Source organism: Pseudomonas sp. HY13-MNA-CIBAN-0226, assembly GCF_040310305.1.
Classification (GTDB): domain Bacteria; phylum Pseudomonadota; class Gammaproteobacteria; order Pseudomonadales; family Pseudomonadaceae; genus Aquipseudomonas; species Aquipseudomonas gregormendelii.
This window is the reverse complement of the sequence record NZ_JBEOPS010000006.1, coordinates 30,748-47,257: the sequence shown is the minus strand read 5'-3', so window position 1 is coordinate 47,257 and position 16,510 is coordinate 30,748. Positions and strand designations below refer to the sequence as shown.

The window sequence follows — 16,510 nt, the reverse complement described above, 5'->3', positions numbered from 1 at the left end:
CAGCCAACATCTCACCTCTCACCCCTGGCCTTTTTTCTGCATGACAAACAACCGTCACGTCAAAACCGCATCATCCGGTCAAACCGACCTAAGGAAGAACCACCGTGAAAATCAACTGGGCCGAGAAACTGCGGCAGAACGTGCACCAACTGGCCGAATCCCTGGGTAACCTGTTCGTCGAAAGCTTCCACTACCTGGCACTGTTCGCCATTGGAGCAGTAACCGCCTGGGCGGCGGTGATGGAATTTTTGGGAATGCTGGACAAGGGACACATCAAGATCGATGACATCCTGCTGCTGTTCATCTACCTGGAATTGGGCGCCATGGTCGGGATCTACTTCAAGACCAACCACATGCCGGTACGCTTCCTGATCTACGTGGCCATCACCGCACTGACTCGCCTGCTGATTTCCAACGTGTCGCATCACAACCCACCGGATATCGGCATCATCTACCTGTGCGGCGGCATCCTGCTGCTGGCGTTCGCGATTCTGGTGGTGCGGTACGCCTCCTCGCAATTCCCTTCGGTGAAGATCGAGCACCCGCAGCGCAAGGTCGGCGCGGCTTCCAGCGAGCATCCCGAAGTGGAAAAGGGCGAGCTTTAAAGCCCGATCGCCGGACGCGGCAAGCCCTTGGCTGGTGGCGGTGGCAGCGTCCGGTTGTCGCCGTCAGTCATCGCTTCGAGAATGGCCACGGCACTGTGGCCCTGCTCTATGGCGATGCCGAACTGAATGCTTTGCACCAGGCGCTTGAGGCGCTTGGGATCATTGCGCTGTTCGGCACTGATCATCCGTTTGGCCACCACGCGACCACTGTTGGACAGCGTCAGCATGATGCTGCCGTCGAGCCCCTGAATGCTCAGGTTGATCTGGTAATCCGGCGCGAAGGCATCGGTAATGAGCTGAAAAGGATTGTCCATGATGCGTCACCGCCTGATTGAACGTGCAGTTGTTGACCGACCATGATCGGGTTGGTTCGCGTTACCGGACCATCGGCTGGCCGCTCGCGATCTCTCTCGGGGAACGTAGCAAGCGGCATGCCGGAAAGATTGTCGAACAAAAGCACAACCGTGTAGGAGCGAGCTTGCTCGCGAAGAACCCGAGAACGGCGCGGGCTGCAAGCTTTCCCCCGCGTTGACGATCATCCTTGATCGCCGCCCGGAGCAAGCGCGCACCTGCAGCCTCAGGCGATTTCCGCCCGATTCAGGGCAGGAATGAAAAGATGATCGCAGACAGTGCAATCAAGCCGATCAACACCACGAACACATTCGAAACCTGGCCCGAATACTGGCGTAATGCCGGTACGCGGCGGATGGCGTACATCGGCATCAGGAACAGCAGGCACGCGATGATGGGGCCGCCGAGTGTCTCGATCATGCCCAGGATGCTCGGATTGAACGTCGCCACTGCCCAGCAGCTGAGGATCATGAACACTGCTGTCGCGCGGTTCAGCCAGCTGGCGGACATGACCTTGCCACGGCCGCGCAGGCTCTTCACGATCAGGCCCTGGAAACCTTCGCTGGCGCCGATGTAATGGCCGAGGAAGGATTTGGTGATCGCCACCAAGGCAATCAATGGCGCCGCGTAAGCGATCACTGGCGTCTGGAAGTGATTGGCCAGGTAAGACAGGATCGAGATGTTCTGTGCCTTCGCCGCCGCCAGGTCAGCCGGGGACAGCGCCAGCACGCAGCTGAAGCAGAAGAACATCACTGTCACGACCATCATTGCGTGAGCAATGGCGAGAATGCCGCTGCTCTTGGCTTCGGCCTGTTCGCCGTAGCGCTGTTTCTGATCCACCGCGAAGGCCGAGATGATCGGCGAATGGTTGAACGAGAACACCATCACCGGGATTGCCAGCCACAGGGTCTGGAAGAACAGCGGCATCGGCATGCCTTCACTGGCGGTGGCGAAGAACGCGCCGTTCCAGTTCGGAATCAGGCTGATACCGAGCAGCAGCAATGCGGCGACGAAAGGGTAGACCAGCACGCTCATGCATTTGACGATCACGCCCTGTCCGCAGCGAACGATGGCCATCAGGCCTAGGATCAACCCTAGCGACAGGATGGCGCGCGGCGGCGGGGCGATGTGCAGCTGGTGTTCCATGAAGCTGCTCAGGGTGTTGGTCAGCGCGACGCTGTACACCAGCAGAATCGGGAAAATCGCGAAGAAGTACAGCAAGGTGATCAGCTTGCCGGCACCAATGCCGAAGTGTTCCTCTACCACTTCGGTGATGTCACCAGAGCGACCGGACAGCACGAAGCGGGTCAGGCCACGGTGTGCGAAGAAGGTCATCGGGAACGCCAGCACGGCGAGGATCAGCAGGGGCCAGAAACCACCGACTCCGGCGTTGATCGGCAGGAACAGGGTGCCAGCGCCGATCGCCGTGCCGTAGAGGCCGAGCATCCAGGTGGTGTCATGTTTGCTCCAGCCTTTGCTGGCTGTCGCGGTGTCGCGTGTTACTTCTACAGCAGGATTTTCGGCAGCAGGTGTACGTACATCGGTCATCGTATTGGCCTCGTTATTGTTCTTGCTCGGGCTCACGTGGTACGGGCGGTCAGGGAATGCTCCTCAGCACTCCACCCAGCTCACGGCCAGGCCGCCCCGTGAAGTCTCTTTGTATTTGTCGTGCATGTCGGCGCCGGTATCGCGCATGGTGCGGATGACCCGGTCGAGTGAAATGAAGTGTTTGCCATCACCGCGCAGCGCCATTTGCGTGGCATTGATCGCCTTGACGGCGGCGATCGCGTTGCGTTCGATGCAGGGCACCTGAACCAGTCCGCCCACCGGGTCGCAGGTCAGGCCAAGGTTGTGTTCCAGACCGATTTCGGCCGCGTTCTCCAGTTGCTCCGGCGTCGCGCCCAGCACGTCCGCCAAGCCGGCAGCCGCCATGGCGCAGGCAGATCCGACCTCTCCCTGACAGCCGACTTCGGCACCGGAGATGGACGCATTTTTCTTGCACAGAATGCCTACCGCGGCCGCGCCGAGAAAAAAGGCGACCACGTCGTCATCGGACGCGTCCGGATTGAATTTCATGTAGTAGTGCAGCACCGCCGGGATGATCCCCGCCGCGCCATTGGTCGGCGCCGTGACCATGCGCCCGCCGGCAGCGTTCTCTTCGTTGACGGCGAGGGCGAACAGGTTGACCCACTCCATGGCGGACAGCGTGGAAGTGATGACATTGGGCTTGCCGATTTCCAGCAGGGCACGGTGCAATTTCGCCGCCCGACGTGGCACGTTCAGGCCGCCCGGCAGGATGCCCTCGTGACGCAGGCCCTGCTCGACGCATTCGCGCATCACCGACCAGATATGCAGCAGGCCCTGGCGAATCTCGGCTTCGCTGCGCCAGGCCAGTTCGTTGGCCATCATCAGCTCGGAAACCCGCAGGCCGTTCTGGTTACACAGCTTGAGCAATTCGGCGGCGCTGGAGAAGTCGTAAGGCAATACGACGTCGCTGGACGGTGCGATGCCCGACTCGGCCTCGGCCGCCTCGATGATGAAACCGCCGCCTATCGAGTAATACGTCTGCTCGGCCAGTTCGCCGGTTTCGCCGAAGGCGGTCAGGGACATCGCGTTGGGGTGGTAAGGCAGGCTCTCGTCGAGCAGCAGCAGGTCGGTTTGCCAGTCGAAGGCTATGGTGGTTTTCCCGGCCAGCTTCAGCTCGCGGGTTTTCAACAGTGTGTTGATCCGGTCTTCGATGCAGTTCGGGTCGATGCTGTCTGGCCACTCGCCCATCAGCCCCATCACGCACGCGCGGTCGGTGGCATGGCCGACGCCGGTGGCCGACAGGGAGCCATAGAGGCGAATTTGCACACGACGAACGGCGTCGAGCAGATTCTGGTCCTGCAGGCTCTGGGCGAAGGTTGCCGCAGCGCGCATGGGACCGACGGTGTGGGAGCTGGACGGGCCGATGCCGACTTTGAAGAGATCAAATACACTGATAGCCATGCTAAAGCCTATACAAGCAATGGAAGAGAAATCGCTGCCATTTTTGTAGGACAAGCGCAATGTCGGCGATACTGCCCACGTCGGTCCTACAAGACCAACGAAATTTCCTACTCAAGCCTTTAGCAGGACTAAACGATGAGTCGTCAATTGCATGCTCAGACTTACGTCTGGTTGCACGTATTTTCCTGTGCCGCGCGGCACCTGTCGTTTACCCGATGTGCCGAAGAGCTGCATATCACGCCGGGTGCAGTCAGCCAGCAGATTCGGCAACTGGAAGAGCGCCTCGGATTCCGGCTGTTTCATCGACGTGCCCGGGGCGTTGAATTGAGCGCAGAAGGCCAGCGATTGGCCATTACCGTGAACGAAGCGTACGGCAGCATTGATGCTGAATTGCGACGACTGGACGCCGGAATGATCAGCGCAATCCTGCGGGTGCGTTCGATTCCATCGTTCCTCAGCAAATGGCTGACGCCTCGGCTGCCGCGTTTGCAGCAGCGCTTTCCGGATATTCAGCTGCGGCTGGTGGCCGAGGACAGCAGCGTGCCGTTGCACGAAGGCGACTTCGACCTGGCGATCGACCTTAACGACGGCAGCTACCCAGGGTTGTTATCCACAACCCTGCTGGACGAGCAGATTTTCCCGGTCTGTGCCCCAGGCCTGTTGCGCGGCCGCCCGCCGCTGCACGGCCCGGCGGACCTGCTGCACTTTCCGCTGCTGCACGACATCACCGCCTGGCGCGGCAGCTATGAATACGCGGAATGGGAGTTCTACCTCAACGCCATCGGCTTTGAAGGCGCAGACGTGCGGCGCGGGCATACCTTCAACCGCAACCACCTGACCATCGAAGCGGCGATTGCCGGCATGGGCGTGGCGATCGCGCGGCGTACCTTGCTCAATGACGAACTGGAACGCGGCACCTTGATCGTGCCGTTTGGTCTGGCGGTGCCCAACCATAAACGCTACGTGCTGCTCTATGCGCCTGGGGCGCTGAGTCACCCGGGCGTGCGGGCGGTACATGACTGGCTGGTGGAAGAGGCGGGGGTCTTTCGAAGCCTGCACCCGCTGGGCGAGCGGCAGATGTGAGCGGCCTGGGGGGCTGGAGCCTGGCTACCCAACTCCCGACCTTAACAGTGCTTTTGGCGGTTGTCCGGCTTTTTTTGCGAATAGATATTTATCTTTTTTTAGGGGTTGAAATGTTCTTCCGCCAGCCTGATTGTGTAAGTAAGAGGTCACGGTGATGACGCCCAAGGGCTAGCCTGAAGGCCTCTCGCGAGCTAGCTGAAATAAGGGATGAACTATGCAAATCCAAGTCAACAGTGATAACCATATTCAAAGCAGCATCCGACTGGAGGAGTGGGTACGTACTACCATTGAGAGCACGCTCGAACGTTATGAAGAGGACCTGACCCGTGTCGAGGTTCATCTGCGGGACGAGAACGGCGACAAGCCCGGTCCCCACGATATGCGCTGCCAGCTGGAAGCGCGGCCAAAAGGCCATCAACCGATTTCCGTAACCCACAAAGCCGACACCCTGGAGCAAGCCATCGATGGTGCGGCGGAAAAACTCGAACATGCGCTCGAGCACCTGTTCGGCAAACTGCGGGGCAAACCACGCGCCGCGATCGTGCCGTTCGAAAGGGTTCAGGCTGATGCACTGCTCGAAGACGAGTTTCTCGAGAACGAACAGGCTGCGCAAAACGGCTGACGCCTGATGTGATCTTTTTCCAGCCAACGACAAACGGGCCTGCATATGCAGGCCCGTTTTTATTTGGGTGGGGCGCGGACATTTCTGAGAGTGAGCTTGCTTCGGGGGCGGTCCGGGCGTTAGCGATAAGGTGAGGGATCTGTAATCCCGTGTCGTTCTCAGGTTTTTCGCGAGCAAGCTCGCTCCTACAGAAGCACACAGCAGACTCAAGTCTCATCGAACTCTTTTGCGTATGAGAATATTTATCATTATTATTGGCGCCTGCTTAGCCGCGTGATGATCGCGCAGCTCCATTGTTTCAAGGCCGAAACATGAAAGTCAAAACCAGAGCGCTCCCCGTTTCCTATCGACTGGCGGTCACTTCGCGGGTGCTTGCCGCCGTGGTGGGTGGCTATGTGGTCGCCGCATTGGCCAGTGTCAGCGTGACCCTTTGGCTGCCGATGCCGCGCGCCGAAGCGGTGGTGACCGGGATGATGATCTCGTTTCTGGTGTACCTGTGCGCCGTGCTGTGGTGCTTTGCCTGCCGCAGTGCGTGGCAGGCCTGGTACGGCTTGATTGTTCCAGCCCTGGTGCTGGCGGCAGTTTCCGGTGTGGCTTACTGGATGGGGCGAGCATGAAGGAAGGCTTTCGTCAGGCCATGGCCTGGGTCCATACGTGGACCGGGTTGCTCTTCGGCTGGCTGCTGTTCGCGATTTTCCTCACCGGCACACTCGCTTACTTCAACGACGAGATCAGTCACTGGATGCAGCCGGAGATTCCGGCGCGTTCGGTCTCGTCGCAACACAGCCTCGATCTTGCCCAGCACTACCTGCAGGAGCACGCACCGGGAGCTTCGCGCTGGCTGATCGACCTGCCGAGCGCTCGTCAACCGGCACTGACGGTGCGCTGGCAACAGTCGCCCGCCAAGCGCGGTGAGCGTGGCCAGTTCAGTGAAAAAAGCCTCGACCCCCAAACCGGCACAGAAGTGCAGGAGCGGGAGACCCGTGGCGGCGACTTCTTCTATCGCTTCCATTTCCAGCTGCAGATGCCCCATCCGTGGGGCCGCTGGTTGTCGACGATCGCGGCCATGGTGATGTTCGTCGGCTTGATCACCGGGATCATCACCCACAAGAAAATCTTCAAGGACTTCTTCACCTTCCGCCCGCGCAAGGGCCAGCGTTCGTGGCTGGATGGCCACAACGCCGTGGGTGTGCTGTTGCTGCCTTTTCACCTGATGATCAGCTATAGCAGCCTGGTGATTTTCATGGCGATGGTCATGCCGGCGAGCATTCTCGCTTCCTATAAAGGTGATGTGCGGGCGTTCTACGATGAGGTCTTTCCTGCCTCCAGCACGCCGGAACTCGCCGGTACCCCCGGTCAGTTGGCACCAATGGCGCCACTGCTGGAGCGGGCGCGGGAGCAGTGGGCCGGAGGGCGTGTGGCGCGCTTGACGGTGAATAATCCGGGAGATGCCAATGCCTCGGTAGTGCTGGTGCGAGACGGTGCCGATCGGGTAGTGCACGATGTGAGCAGTGCCGTGACCTTCAATGGTGTGACCGGCCAACTGCTCAGTGCCACGCCTGAGCAACCGGCGGCGATGGCTGTCGCGGGGAGTTTCTACGGCTTGCATATGGGCCGTTTTGCCGGCCCGTTATTGCGTTGGCTGTACTTTATCTGCGGCCTGGCGAGCACGGCGGTGATTGGCACCGGGCTGGTGATCTGGCTAGGCAAGCGCCAACTCAAGCATGCAAAGAGTGGCGTGATGCCGTTCGAGTTGCGGCTGGTGGAAGTCCTGAACATTGCCAGCATGGCCGGGCTGACGGTCGCGGTGGCGGCGTTCTTCTGGGCCAACCGCCTGCTGCCAGTGCAAATGACTGGCCGAGCGGACTGGGAGATCAACAGCTTCTTTATCCTGTGGGGCTTGAGTGTGATTCATGCCGGGACCCGCCCCGGGCGCACCGCCTGGGTTGAGCAACTGATTCTGGCTGCGCTGCTGTTCTGCGGCATTCCACTGCTCAATGCGCTGACCACCTCGCATCACCTCGTAGCGTCCCTGACCCAAGGTGATTGGGCGATGGCCGGATTTGACCTGGCGTGCCTGGGTAGCGGCCTGTTCCTGGCCTGGGCCGCATGGAAAATGCGCCGCAGCGGCCGGGTTGCAACCACTACCCGCCAGCGTGTACCTGCCGTCACCCTCAAGCGAGAGGCGAACTGAATGCTGCTGGCCCTGTTGCTCTGCTACAGCGGTTTTACCGCGTTGTGTCTGTCGATGGACCGGCATCACGCCGAACTGCTTGGTCACAGGCCCACGGCGGGTCGCCGCAAGCTCCTGAAGCTGGCCGGCTGGTCACTGCTGGCTGTTTCGCCATGGGTGCTGGTGAGCCGGATCGGTTGGGGCCTGGGCCTGGTCGAATGGTTTGCAGTACTGATGCTCAGCGCCTTGTTGCTGGTGCTTTTGTTGCCGCACCGCCCCCGCCTGGTGCTGGCGCTCGCAGGCCTGAGTCTGCTCGCCAGCCCTGTTGCCGTACTCGCGCAGTCATGACTCGATGATCGGCCTCCCGCCCGAATCCGGTGAAGACGAACATCAAGGCGGGGGACGCGCGCATTTCCTGCAAGTGTTCCTGTCCCAGCGCTCGCAAATGGAGGCATTGGTAAGCCGGCGGGTGGGCTGTCGGGCGACGGCCGCCGATCTGGTGCAGGACTTGTTCCTGCGTTTCTGGCGGCGGCCATTGGTGCAGGTCGAGGAACTGAGTACCTACCTGCTGCGTTGTGCCGGCAACATTGCCATCGACCATTTGCGCAGCGAAGGCGCGCGGGTGCGCAGCAACGAGTGTTGGTTGCCGGAACAGCCGGACAGCCATGGCAGCGAGCCCGAGGCGGCGCTGGAAGCCGGCAATGATTTGCGCCACGTCGAGGCAGCGTTGCGCGCATTGCCCGAGCGCACGCGGCAGATTTTTCTGCTCAATCGCCTCCATGGGCGCAAATATGCGCAGATCGCCAAGGCCATGGGCCTGTCCCAGAGTGCCGTGGAAAAACATATGATGCGCGCCCTCGACGCCTGCAAGGCAAGCTTGCGGGACACCGAACCGCGCACGCCAGGGAAAGCACCGTGAACCACGCTGAACGTATCATTCCCACGCCGGCTCAGGAGCAGGCCGCCTACGCCTGGCTGAGCCTGTTGCATGACCATCCCAGCAGTGGCGACCAAGTGACCTTCAGTCACTGGCTGCAAGCCGATCCCGCCCACGCGGAGGCCTATGCCCAGGCCCAAGTGGTGTGGGAACTGAGCGAAGCACCGGCACGCACCCTGGCCGCCGAAGATGCGCTTGCCTTGCAGGGTTACCTCGATGCGATGAGTCGTTCCGGCCAGTACCCTGTGCGGCGCTGGGCCGGTGGCTTGGCAGTGGCGGCTTGTCTTTTGTTGATGGTCGGCATGGGCGCCGGGTGGCAGCCGATGCGCTGGCTGGATGACCTGGGGGCGGACTATGTGTCGGCTCCGGGGGAGATCCGCACGGTGACGCTGGCTGATCAGTCCCAGGTGACGCTCGATGCAGACAGCGCCATCGCGGTGGATTTCACTGGTGGTGAACGGCACGTGCATTTGCGTCGCGGCGCCGGTTTTTTCAGTGTCGTTCACACCGGCGAGCCTTTTGTCGTCGACGCCGAACAAGGCCAGGCGCGGGTATTGGGCACGCAGTTCGAGGTACGCCTGCAACCCGTTGGCGCTCAGGTGACGGTGCTGTCGGGGCGCGTCGGTGTCACGGCGCACAGGCAGGCTGCGCAGCAGATTGTCGGCGCGGGCCAGCAGCTGACTTACGGCGCCGGCGCAGCGCAGACACTCCATGGTGTGGACAGTGAAGCGCAACTGGCCTGGCGCCAGGGCTGGCTCAATTACTACAGGGCGCCACTGGCGGATGTGGTGAAAGACCTTGGACGCTATTACCCGGGGCGGATCCTGTTACTGAACGATGAACTGGCGGCACGCCGGGTCAGCGGCAGCTTCCCAAGCAAGGATCCGCAGGCGGTGTTGAGTTCATTGCAGGGGGTGTTGGGGTTTGAGCAGACCCAGGTGTTCGGGCATCTGATTATTTTGCGGTAGAGCAAGATCAAAAGATCGTCCGAAGGCTCGGGCCGCGTTCGGACGATCTTTTGATCTTCTAGAAATATTTCAAAAATCAAGGTGAGGTAAAACCCCGCGCCATCCGTGTAGTGACTGAAACTGCGAGTCATTCGCATCCGTTGCGGTTCTACACAGGTCATGAGCAATGAAGTCCAGGGCAAAATTGGTTTCGGTCAAACATTGGTTGGGTGCATCTGCACTGGGCTTGACGGCGTCGGCCTTGCTGCCGTCGGGCGTTGCCTTGGGCGCTGACGCCGGGGCAACCCAGCAACATTCCCAGTTCACTTTCGCCCTGCCCGCCAAACCGTTGCCTCAGGCCCTGGCCGACTTCAGCCGGATCACCGGCCTGAGCGTGGTCTACACCGACGAAGCGCCCTACGGTATCAGCGCCCCGGCGGTCAGCGGGCAGATGAGTGCCGAGCAGGCATTGCAGCGTTTGCTGGGCGGCTCGGGCTTCACCTTCCGTCGAACGGATGCTCATACCCTCGCGCTGGAGCCGCTGCCCACCCAGGGCGCTGTGAACCTCGGCGCGACGACCATCACCTCGGTGCTGGATCAATCCACCAGCTATCAGCCGCCGCCCACCAGTTCGGTGATGCGCTCGCAGGCGTTGCTCCAGGAAATCCCGCAGACCGTCAACGTGATCCCGGCCCAGGTCGTCCGCGATCAGGCACCGCGCAATCTGGATGATGCACTCGCCAACGTCAGCGGCATCACCCAAGGCAACACGCTGGGTAGCACCCAGGACTCGGTGATGACCCGCGGCTTCGGCGATAACCGCAATGGCTCGATCATGCGCGATGGCATGCCGGTGATACAGGGCAGGGGCCTCAACGCCACGGTGGACCGGGTCGAAGTGCTCAAGGGCCCGTCTTCGCTGCTGTACGGGATTCAAGACCCCGGCGGTGTCGTCAACATGGTCAGCAAGAAGCCCGAGCTTGAGCAATACAACGCCCTGAACCTGCGCGGCTCGACCTACGGCAACGGCAAGAACGGCAGCGGCGGCGGCCTCGACAGCACCGGTGCCCTGGGTGATTCCGGGTTCGCGTACCGCATGGTGCTGGACCACGATGACGAGGATTACTGGCGCAATTACGGAGTGCAGCGCGAGACCCTGGTAGCGCCGTCGCTGGCATGGTTCGGTGACAACACCACGTTGTTGTTCGCCTATGAACACCGGGAATTTCTCACCCCGTTCGACCGCGGCACGGTCATCGATCCCCGGGACAATCATCCGCTGGACATCTCCCGCGGGCGTCGCCTGGACGAGCCGTTCAACGACATGGAAGGCCGGTCGGATCTCTATCATTTCGAGGCCGATCACCAGCTCAATGACAACTGGAGCGCGCACTTGGGCTACAGCTGGAACCGCGAGACCTACGACGCCAGCCAGGTCCGCGTCACGGCCATCAATACCACTAACGGCACGCTGACCCGCAGCATGGACGGCACGCACAACGCGATCAGCACCGATCGCTTCGCCACGGCCAGCGTGGAGGGGCGCGTCGATGTGGCAGGCATGCAGCATGACCTGGTGTTCGGGATCGACGACGAGTACCGCAAGATCTACCGCGCCGACCTGATCCGCCAGAAAAGCCTGGGCACCTTCAGCTACATCAATCCGGTGTACGGCCGCGAAGTGGAAGGCACCACAGTCAGCCCGGCGGACAGCGCACAGACCGACCTGCTGCGCAGCGATTCGATGTTCCTGCAGGACTCGATTCACTTGAACGAGCAGTGGATTCTGGTCGGTGGCGCGCGATTCCAGGCGTACGACCAGTACGCCGGCAAAGGCGTGCCGTTCCAGGCCAACACCGACAGCAACGGCCAGAAATGGGTGCCCCGCGCCGGCCTGGTGTACCGCTACACCGATGCCCTGTCGTTTTATGGCAGCTACACCGAATCGTTCAAGCCCAACTCGACCATTGCGCCGCTGAGCGGCAGCAGCACGGTGCTCGATGGCAGCATCGCCCCCGAAGAGGCCAAGTCATGGGAGGTCGGCGCCAAGCTGGATCTGCCAGGGCGCGTCACCGGCAACATCGCGTTGTTCGACATCAAGAAGCGCAATGTGCTGGTCGCCAATTCCGAAGGGCCGGTGACCCTCTACAGCGCTGCTGGCGAAGTACGATCCCGTGGCCTGGAAATGGATCTGAGCGGCCAGCTCAGTGACCGCTGGAGCATGATTGGCAGTTACGCGTACACCGACGCCGAGGTCACTGAAGACCCGACCTACAAGGGTAAGAAACTGCAGAATGTGGCGAAGAACAGCGGCTCGCTGTCGGCGGTGTATGACTTCGGCAATATAGTCGGAGGTGACCAGTTGCGGGTGGGCGCCGGCGCACGTTACGTCGGCGAGAGGGCGGGCAACGCGGTGAATGATTTTGACCTGCCCAGCTACACGGTGGCGGATGCGTTTGCCACCTATGACACCAAGGTCGAGGGGCAGACGGTCAAGTTCCAGCTCAACGTGAAGAACCTGTTTGATCGCACGTACTACACCTCGGCGGCGAGCCGGTTCTTCGTTTCGATGGGGGATTCGCGGCAGGTGACGCTGTCGAGTACGCTGGAGTTCTGACGAAGGCGGCAGCACAGGCGCCAACCCCCCAAGCCTGGCGTAAAAAAGCCTGCCGATAATCCCCAGGTGTTCCCCCCAACGCCTGGCGAAACCGGTTGGTGAAATGACTGGCACTGGAAAACCCGCACGCCAGTGCAATCTCCCCCAGGGGCTGTGCGCTTGTGCGCAACAGGTCCTGCGCCCGACGCAAGCGCCGCGCCAGCACATACTGGTGCGGCGGCAAGCCAAAGCTCTGGCGAAACATCCGCGCAAAGTGATACTCCGACAACGCGCACAATCCGGCCAGTTGCCCCAGGCTGATGGGCTCGGCCAGCTGACTGTCGATGAATTCGACCAGTTGCCGCCGCTGATGCGCCGCCAGTCCGCCCTTGAGCCGCAATCCTTCGCGCTTGCCCACCTGGCCAAGCAATACGTGACTGAGCATCTCGTGGGCCAGGCTGCTGGTTAGCAGGCGTTCGCCAGGCTCGTCCCAGTTGAGCGCGATCAACTGGCGAAAGCGCCGGACCTGGATCGGGTCGTCGAGAAAGGTGTGCTCGCGCAGGAGCAATTCGCGAGGTTCGCGGTCGAGCAGGGTGACGCAACCGAGGGCAAACTGCTCAGGGCTGAAATACACATGAGCCAGGCGGATATCGCCATTGATCACCCAGGCCGAGGGGTGTTCGGCAGGCAGGATGCACAGCTTGTCCGGGCCGCCCATGATGCCGGGCTGATCACGGCGAAAGGTGCCGGTACCGCCGCCGATGTAGCAGGACAAGGTGTGGTGACTGGGCGCTTCGTAATCCTGAGCGTCGTGATGATTGTTCCACAGGGCTGCCGCCATGCCGTCACCGAGTTCGGCGCTGTGCTCAAGGCGAGCATGGGCCGAACGGTTAAGGGCTTGAAAGACTTGCAGGGATTCCAGTGCGGGCATTATCGATTCTCCAACGCCTTGCATCCTACTCCGTAGCACGTGACCTGCCAGCCCGTGGCCGGACAAAAGCGCAAGTTTATGCAAGTGCGCCGAAACCCGACGCAGGACACTGAGCTCCTATTCAGGAGTTTTGACCATGAACCTTTCGTTGTATTTGCTGACCGTGCTGATCTGGGGCACCACCTGGATTGCCTTGAAATGGCAGTTGGGCGTGGTCGCTATCCCGGTGTCGATCGTCTATCGCTTCGGCCTCGCCGCGCTGGTGCTGTTCGTGATGTTGCTGCTCACCCGACGCCTGCAGGTGATGAATCGCCGCGGCCATCTGATTTGCCTGGCGCAGGGTCTGTGCCTGTTCTGCGTCAACTTCATGTGTTTCCTCACCGCCAGCCAGTGGATCCCCAGCGGTCTGGTGGCGGTGGTGTTTTCCACGGCCACCTTGTGGAACGCCTTGAATGCCCGGGTGTTCTTCGGTCAGAAAATCGCTCGTAACGTCTTGATGGGGGGTGCTTTGGGCCTGATGGGGCTCGGTTTACTGTTCTGGCCAGAGCTTGCGGGCCACACCGCCTCCCCGGAAACCCTGCTGGGCCTGGGGTTGGCGCTATGCGGCACGCTGTGTTTTTCTGCCGGCAACATGTTGTCGAGCCTGCAGCAGAAAGCTGGCCTCAAGCCACTGACGACCAATGCCTGGGGCATGGCTTATGGCGCAGCAATGTTGTCGGCCTGGTGCCTGGTCAGGGGCATCCCGTTCGACATGGAGTGGAATGGCCGTTACATCGGCTCATTGCTCTATCTGGTGATTCCAGGTTCGGTGATTGGCTTCACCGCCTACCTGACATTGGTCGGCCGCATGGGGCCGGAACGAGCCGCTTACTGCACCGTATTGTTCCCGGTGGTTGCACTGAATGTTTCGGCATTTGCCGAAGGTTATCAGTGGACCGCTCCGGCACTCGTCGGGCTGGTTTTGGTCATGCTGGGCAACGTGCTGGTGTTCCGTAAGCCTCGCGCGACGACCAGACCCATGGCCGGCAAATTGGCATAAGCAGCAGGGCCTTCACGAGTCTTTCACTGCTGTCAGATACATGGCACGCCGGTGAAGGCGTGCCAGGTCACAATCAGCCTTTCCAGGTCTGCGGATTGACCAGGTCTTGTGGGCGTTCGCCCTGCAGGGCGCTGCGCAGGTTAATAATGGCGCGATTGGCCATCGCTTCACGGGTTTCATGGGTGGCCGAGCCGATATGCGGCAGGGTGACGGCGTTCTTCAACTGGAACAACGGCGACTCGCTCAGCGGCTCTTTCTCGTAGACGTCCAGGCCCGCGCCACGAATGCGGTTGTTCTGCAGCGCTTCAATCAGTGCCGGTTCATCCACCACGGGCCCGCGCGAGATGTTCACCAGGATTGCGCCCGGCTTCATCAGTCCCAGTTCACGATGGCTGATCAGGTGTTTGGTCTTCTCGCTGAGCGGCACCACCAGGCAGACGAAATCGGCTTCGGCCAGCAACTGGTCGAGGCTGCGAAATTGCGCGCCGAGTTCCTGTTCCAGGTCGCTCTTGCGGCTGTTGCCGCTGTAGATAATTGGCATGTTGAATCCCAGGCGGCCGCGCCGAGCGATCGCGGCGCCGATATTGCCCATGCCGACGATGCCCAGGGTCTTGCCATGCACATCGCTGCCGAACAGCGCCGCGCCGACGCTGGCCTGCCATTGGCCGGCCTTGGTCCAGGCATCCAGTTCAGCTACCCGGCGGGCGCTGCTCATGATCAGGGCGAACGCCAGGTCCGCCGTGCTCTCGGTCAGGACGTCAGGGGTATTGGTGAGCATGATGCCGCGCTCGTTGAAATACGCCACATCGTAGTTGTCGTAGCCCACCGAGACGCTGGACACCACCTGCAGCTTGGCTGCGGTCTCCAGCTGCGCACGCCCGAGCTTGCGTCCGACACCAATCAAGCCATGGGCGTGGGGCAGGGCCTCATTGAATTGGGCGTTGATATCGCCGTTTTTCGGGTTGGGCACGATGACGTCGAAATCCTGCTTCAGGTCTTCGATCATCTGTGGCGTGATGCGGCTAAAGGCGAGTACGGTCTTTTTCATGGGTGGAGGGCTCGTCGGGCGGTGAGAATGCCAAGCACGCTAACATTCTTTTCCGGTGCCGGGCGAGCCTGGGCAGTCAATTCGCCAGCCGGACACCGGCCAGGCTGCCGCTCAATTCATAAGCCGCCAATTCCGCCTGATGCGCCGCCAATATTTCCGGCAATGACCCACGCAGGTACTCGACCCAGGTCTTGATTTTCGCGTCCAGATATTGCCGCGAAGGATAGATCGCATACAGGTTCAGTTCCTGTGAGCGGTAATTGGGCATTACCCGCACCAGCGTGCCGTTGCGCAGGCCTTCAATGGCCGCGTAAACCGGCAGAACGCCCACGCCCATGCCGCTGGTGATTGCCGTTTTCATGGCGTCCGCTGAATTCACCAGGAACGGCGAGGTATTGATGGTGACCATTTCCTGGCCCTCCGGGCCATCGAACGTCCATTTCTCAAGCGGTATCACCGGGCTCACCAGGCGCAGGCAGGCGTGGTTCAGCAGGTCGCTGGGTTTGTGCGCACAGCCATTGGCTTTCACATAGGCCGGCGAGGCGCAGACGATGCTGTAGGTGATGCCCAGTCGTTGCGAGACGAAGCCGGAGTCTGGCAATTCGCTGGCCAGCACGATGGACACGTCGTAGCCCTCGTCGAGCAGGTCTGGCACGCGGTTGGCCAGGGTCAGGTCGAAGGTCACGTCGGGGTGGGTTTTGCGGTAGCGGGCGATGGCGTCGATCACGAAGTGCTGACCGATACCGGTCATGGTGTGCACCTTGAGCTGGCCGGCAGGGCGGGCGTGCGCGTCGCTGGCTTCGGCCTCGGCTGCTTCGACGTAGGCAAGGATCTGTTTGCAGCGCAGCAGGTAGCGCTTACCGGCCTCGGTGAGCGCGATGCGGCGGGTGGTGCGGTTGAGCAGTCGGGTTTGCAGGTGGGCCTCCAGGTTGGAGACCGCGCGCGAGACGTTGGCCGTCGTGGTGTCGAGTTGCACGGCGGCGGCGGTGAAGCTGCCAGCCTCGGCCACGTAACTGAAGGCGCGCATGTTTTGCAAAGTGTCCATGGGGTGCTCTCTGGGCGAATGACAAATTGTGACACAACGTTTCAGAGTCCGAGACCCCGACCAAGGGATTATCGCGTTAACGGTAACAAAGATTCACAAGAATCCCAGCTTATCGCCAACAAAACCCGCCTCTAGAATTGCGCCC

The 16,510-nt window shown here is 61.2% G+C and carries 15 protein-coding genes and 1 pseudogene; 10 read left to right on the top strand and 6 right to left on the bottom strand.

The window, feature by feature from the left end:
* Positions 1-104 precede the first annotated feature (104 nt).
* The gene (locus AAEZ05_RS08180) at positions 105-605 is read left to right on the top strand and encodes a phosphate-starvation-inducible protein PsiE (RefSeq protein ID WP_350646901.1); all 501 of its coding nucleotides are present in this window, start codon (positions 105-107) and stop codon (positions 603-605) included.
* Here AAEZ05_RS08180 and AAEZ05_RS08175 read toward each other — a convergent pair.
* The 3 genes from AAEZ05_RS08175 to AAEZ05_RS08165 all read right to left on the bottom strand — a co-directional run bounded on the left by AAEZ05_RS08175 (position 602) and on the right by AAEZ05_RS08165 (position 3,944).
* Entirely contained in the window at positions 602-919 is a 318-nt protein-coding gene (locus AAEZ05_RS08175) for a DUF3509 domain-containing protein (protein WP_045061402.1), read from the bottom strand. The two genes, AAEZ05_RS08180 and AAEZ05_RS08175, sit on opposite strands and share 4 nt — an antisense overlap.
* 283 nt (positions 920-1,202) lie before the next feature.
* The gene (locus AAEZ05_RS08170; RefSeq protein WP_350646900.1) at positions 1,203-2,504 is read right to left on the bottom strand and encodes a serine/threonine transporter; all 1,302 of its coding nucleotides are present in this window, start codon (positions 2,502-2,504) and stop codon (positions 1,203-1,205) included.
* A gap of 63 nt (positions 2,505-2,567) precedes the next feature.
* The gene (locus tag AAEZ05_RS08165) at positions 2,568-3,944 is read right to left on the bottom strand and encodes an L-serine ammonia-lyase (protein ID WP_205892975.1); all 1,377 of its coding nucleotides are present in this window, start codon (positions 3,942-3,944) and stop codon (positions 2,568-2,570) included.
* A gap of 135 nt (positions 3,945-4,079) precedes the next feature.
* On the opposite strand from AAEZ05_RS08165, the gene AAEZ05_RS08160 reads away from it, so the two are divergent.
* The 8 genes from AAEZ05_RS08160 (at position 4,080) to AAEZ05_RS08125 (ending at position 12,323) form a co-directional block, all read left to right on the top strand.
* Positions 4,080-5,027 carry a LysR substrate-binding domain-containing protein gene (locus tag AAEZ05_RS08160; RefSeq protein WP_350599002.1) on the top strand — a complete coding sequence of 316 codons (948 nt, stop codon included), beginning with the start codon at positions 4,080-4,082 and terminating at the stop codon, positions 5,025-5,027.
* Positions 5,028-5,241: 214 nt separating this feature from the next.
* Positions 5,242-5,649, top strand: a complete 408-nt coding sequence (locus AAEZ05_RS08155; RefSeq protein WP_045061399.1) for an HPF/RaiA family ribosome-associated protein — start codon at positions 5,242-5,244, stop codon at positions 5,647-5,649.
* Between the two features lie 311 nt (positions 5,650-5,960).
* Positions 5,961-6,266 (top strand): DUF3649 domain-containing protein, encoded by a 306-nt coding sequence (locus AAEZ05_RS08150; RefSeq protein WP_205892976.1) that lies wholly within the window; start codon positions 5,961-5,963, stop codon positions 6,264-6,266.
* Positions 6,263-7,843, top strand: coding sequence for a PepSY-associated TM helix domain-containing protein (locus AAEZ05_RS08145; RefSeq protein WP_350646899.1), 1,581 nt, complete (start codon positions 6,263-6,265; stop codon positions 7,841-7,843). The genes AAEZ05_RS08150 and AAEZ05_RS08145 overlap by 4 nt, the downstream gene beginning before the upstream one ends.
* On the top strand, positions 7,844-8,170 hold the full coding sequence (locus AAEZ05_RS08140; protein ID WP_350598997.1) for a DUF3325 domain-containing protein: 327 nt from the start codon (positions 7,844-7,846) through the stop codon (positions 8,168-8,170).
* A gap of 4 nt (positions 8,171-8,174) precedes the next feature.
* Positions 8,175-8,741: an RNA polymerase sigma factor gene (locus AAEZ05_RS08135; protein ID WP_350598995.1), complete on the top strand. Its 567-nt coding sequence runs from the start codon at positions 8,175-8,177 to the stop codon at positions 8,739-8,741.
* Entirely contained in the window at positions 8,738-9,727 is a 990-nt protein-coding gene (locus AAEZ05_RS08130; protein WP_350598993.1) for a FecR family protein, read from the top strand. The genes AAEZ05_RS08135 and AAEZ05_RS08130 overlap by 4 nt, the downstream gene beginning before the upstream one ends.
* 166 nt (positions 9,728-9,893) lie before the next feature.
* The gene (locus AAEZ05_RS08125; RefSeq protein WP_350646898.1) at positions 9,894-12,323 is read left to right on the top strand and encodes a TonB-dependent siderophore receptor; all 2,430 of its coding nucleotides are present in this window, start codon (positions 9,894-9,896) and stop codon (positions 12,321-12,323) included.
* Between the two features lie 37 nt (positions 12,324-12,360).
* Here AAEZ05_RS08125 and AAEZ05_RS08120 read toward each other — a convergent pair.
* A pseudogene (locus AAEZ05_RS08120) lies at positions 12,361-13,233 on the bottom strand (helix-turn-helix domain-containing protein); the annotation flags it as partial.
* Positions 13,234-13,369: 136 nt separating this feature from the next.
* On the opposite strand from AAEZ05_RS08120, the gene AAEZ05_RS08115 reads away from it, so the two are divergent.
* Positions 13,370-14,272 (top strand): DMT family transporter, encoded by a 903-nt coding sequence (locus AAEZ05_RS08115; RefSeq protein ID WP_045061391.1) that lies wholly within the window; start codon positions 13,370-13,372, stop codon positions 14,270-14,272.
* Positions 14,273-14,345: 73 nt separating this feature from the next.
* Here the strand turns inward: AAEZ05_RS08115 and AAEZ05_RS08110 are convergent, their stop codons facing one another.
* Positions 14,346-15,320 carry a 2-hydroxyacid dehydrogenase gene (locus AAEZ05_RS08110; protein ID WP_045061390.1) on the bottom strand — a complete coding sequence of 325 codons (975 nt, stop codon included), beginning with the start codon at positions 15,318-15,320 and terminating at the stop codon, positions 14,346-14,348.
* A 76-nt stretch (positions 15,321-15,396) separates the two neighbouring features.
* The gene (locus tag AAEZ05_RS08105; RefSeq protein ID WP_045061389.1) at positions 15,397-16,365 is read right to left on the bottom strand and encodes a LysR family transcriptional regulator; all 969 of its coding nucleotides are present in this window, start codon (positions 16,363-16,365) and stop codon (positions 15,397-15,399) included.
* Between the last annotated feature and the right edge of the window lie 145 nt (positions 16,366-16,510).

What these genes read in the sequence shown, in the direction of transcription:
- AAEZ05_RS08110 (WP_045061390.1), bottom strand. Translation starts at nt 15,320, where the DNA reads ATGAAAAAGACCGTACTCGCCTTTAGCCGCATCACGCCACAGATGATC.
- AAEZ05_RS08150 (WP_205892976.1), top strand. Translation starts at nt 5,961, where the DNA reads ATGAAAGTCAAAACCAGAGCGCTCCCCGTTTCCTATCGACTGGCGGTC.
- AAEZ05_RS08105 (WP_045061389.1), bottom strand. Translation starts at nt 16,365, where the DNA reads ATGGACACTTTGCAAAACATGCGCGCCTTCAGTTACGTGGCCGAGGCT.
- AAEZ05_RS08145 (WP_350646899.1), top strand. Translation starts at nt 6,263, where the DNA reads ATGAAGGAAGGCTTTCGTCAGGCCATGGCCTGGGTCCATACGTGGACC.
- AAEZ05_RS08125 (WP_350646898.1), top strand. Translation starts at nt 9,894, where the DNA reads ATGAAGTCCAGGGCAAAATTGGTTTCGGTCAAACATTGGTTGGGTGCA.
- AAEZ05_RS08135 (WP_350598995.1), top strand. Translation starts at nt 8,175, where the DNA reads ATGATCGGCCTCCCGCCCGAATCCGGTGAAGACGAACATCAAGGCGGG.
- AAEZ05_RS08140 (WP_350598997.1), top strand. Translation starts at nt 7,844, where the DNA reads ATGCTGCTGGCCCTGTTGCTCTGCTACAGCGGTTTTACCGCGTTGTGT.
- AAEZ05_RS08165 (WP_205892975.1), bottom strand. Translation starts at nt 3,944, where the DNA reads ATGGCTATCAGTGTATTTGATCTCTTCAAAGTCGGCATCGGCCCGTCC.
- AAEZ05_RS08115 (WP_045061391.1), top strand. Translation starts at nt 13,370, where the DNA reads ATGAACCTTTCGTTGTATTTGCTGACCGTGCTGATCTGGGGCACCACC.
- AAEZ05_RS08155 (WP_045061399.1), top strand. Translation starts at nt 5,242, where the DNA reads ATGCAAATCCAAGTCAACAGTGATAACCATATTCAAAGCAGCATCCGA.
- AAEZ05_RS08170 (WP_350646900.1), bottom strand. Translation starts at nt 2,504, where the DNA reads ATGACCGATGTACGTACACCTGCTGCCGAAAATCCTGCTGTAGAAGTA.
- AAEZ05_RS08175 (WP_045061402.1), bottom strand. Translation starts at nt 919, where the DNA reads ATGGACAATCCTTTTCAGCTCATTACCGATGCCTTCGCGCCGGATTAC.
- AAEZ05_RS08160 (WP_350599002.1), top strand. Translation starts at nt 4,080, where the DNA reads ATGAGTCGTCAATTGCATGCTCAGACTTACGTCTGGTTGCACGTATTT.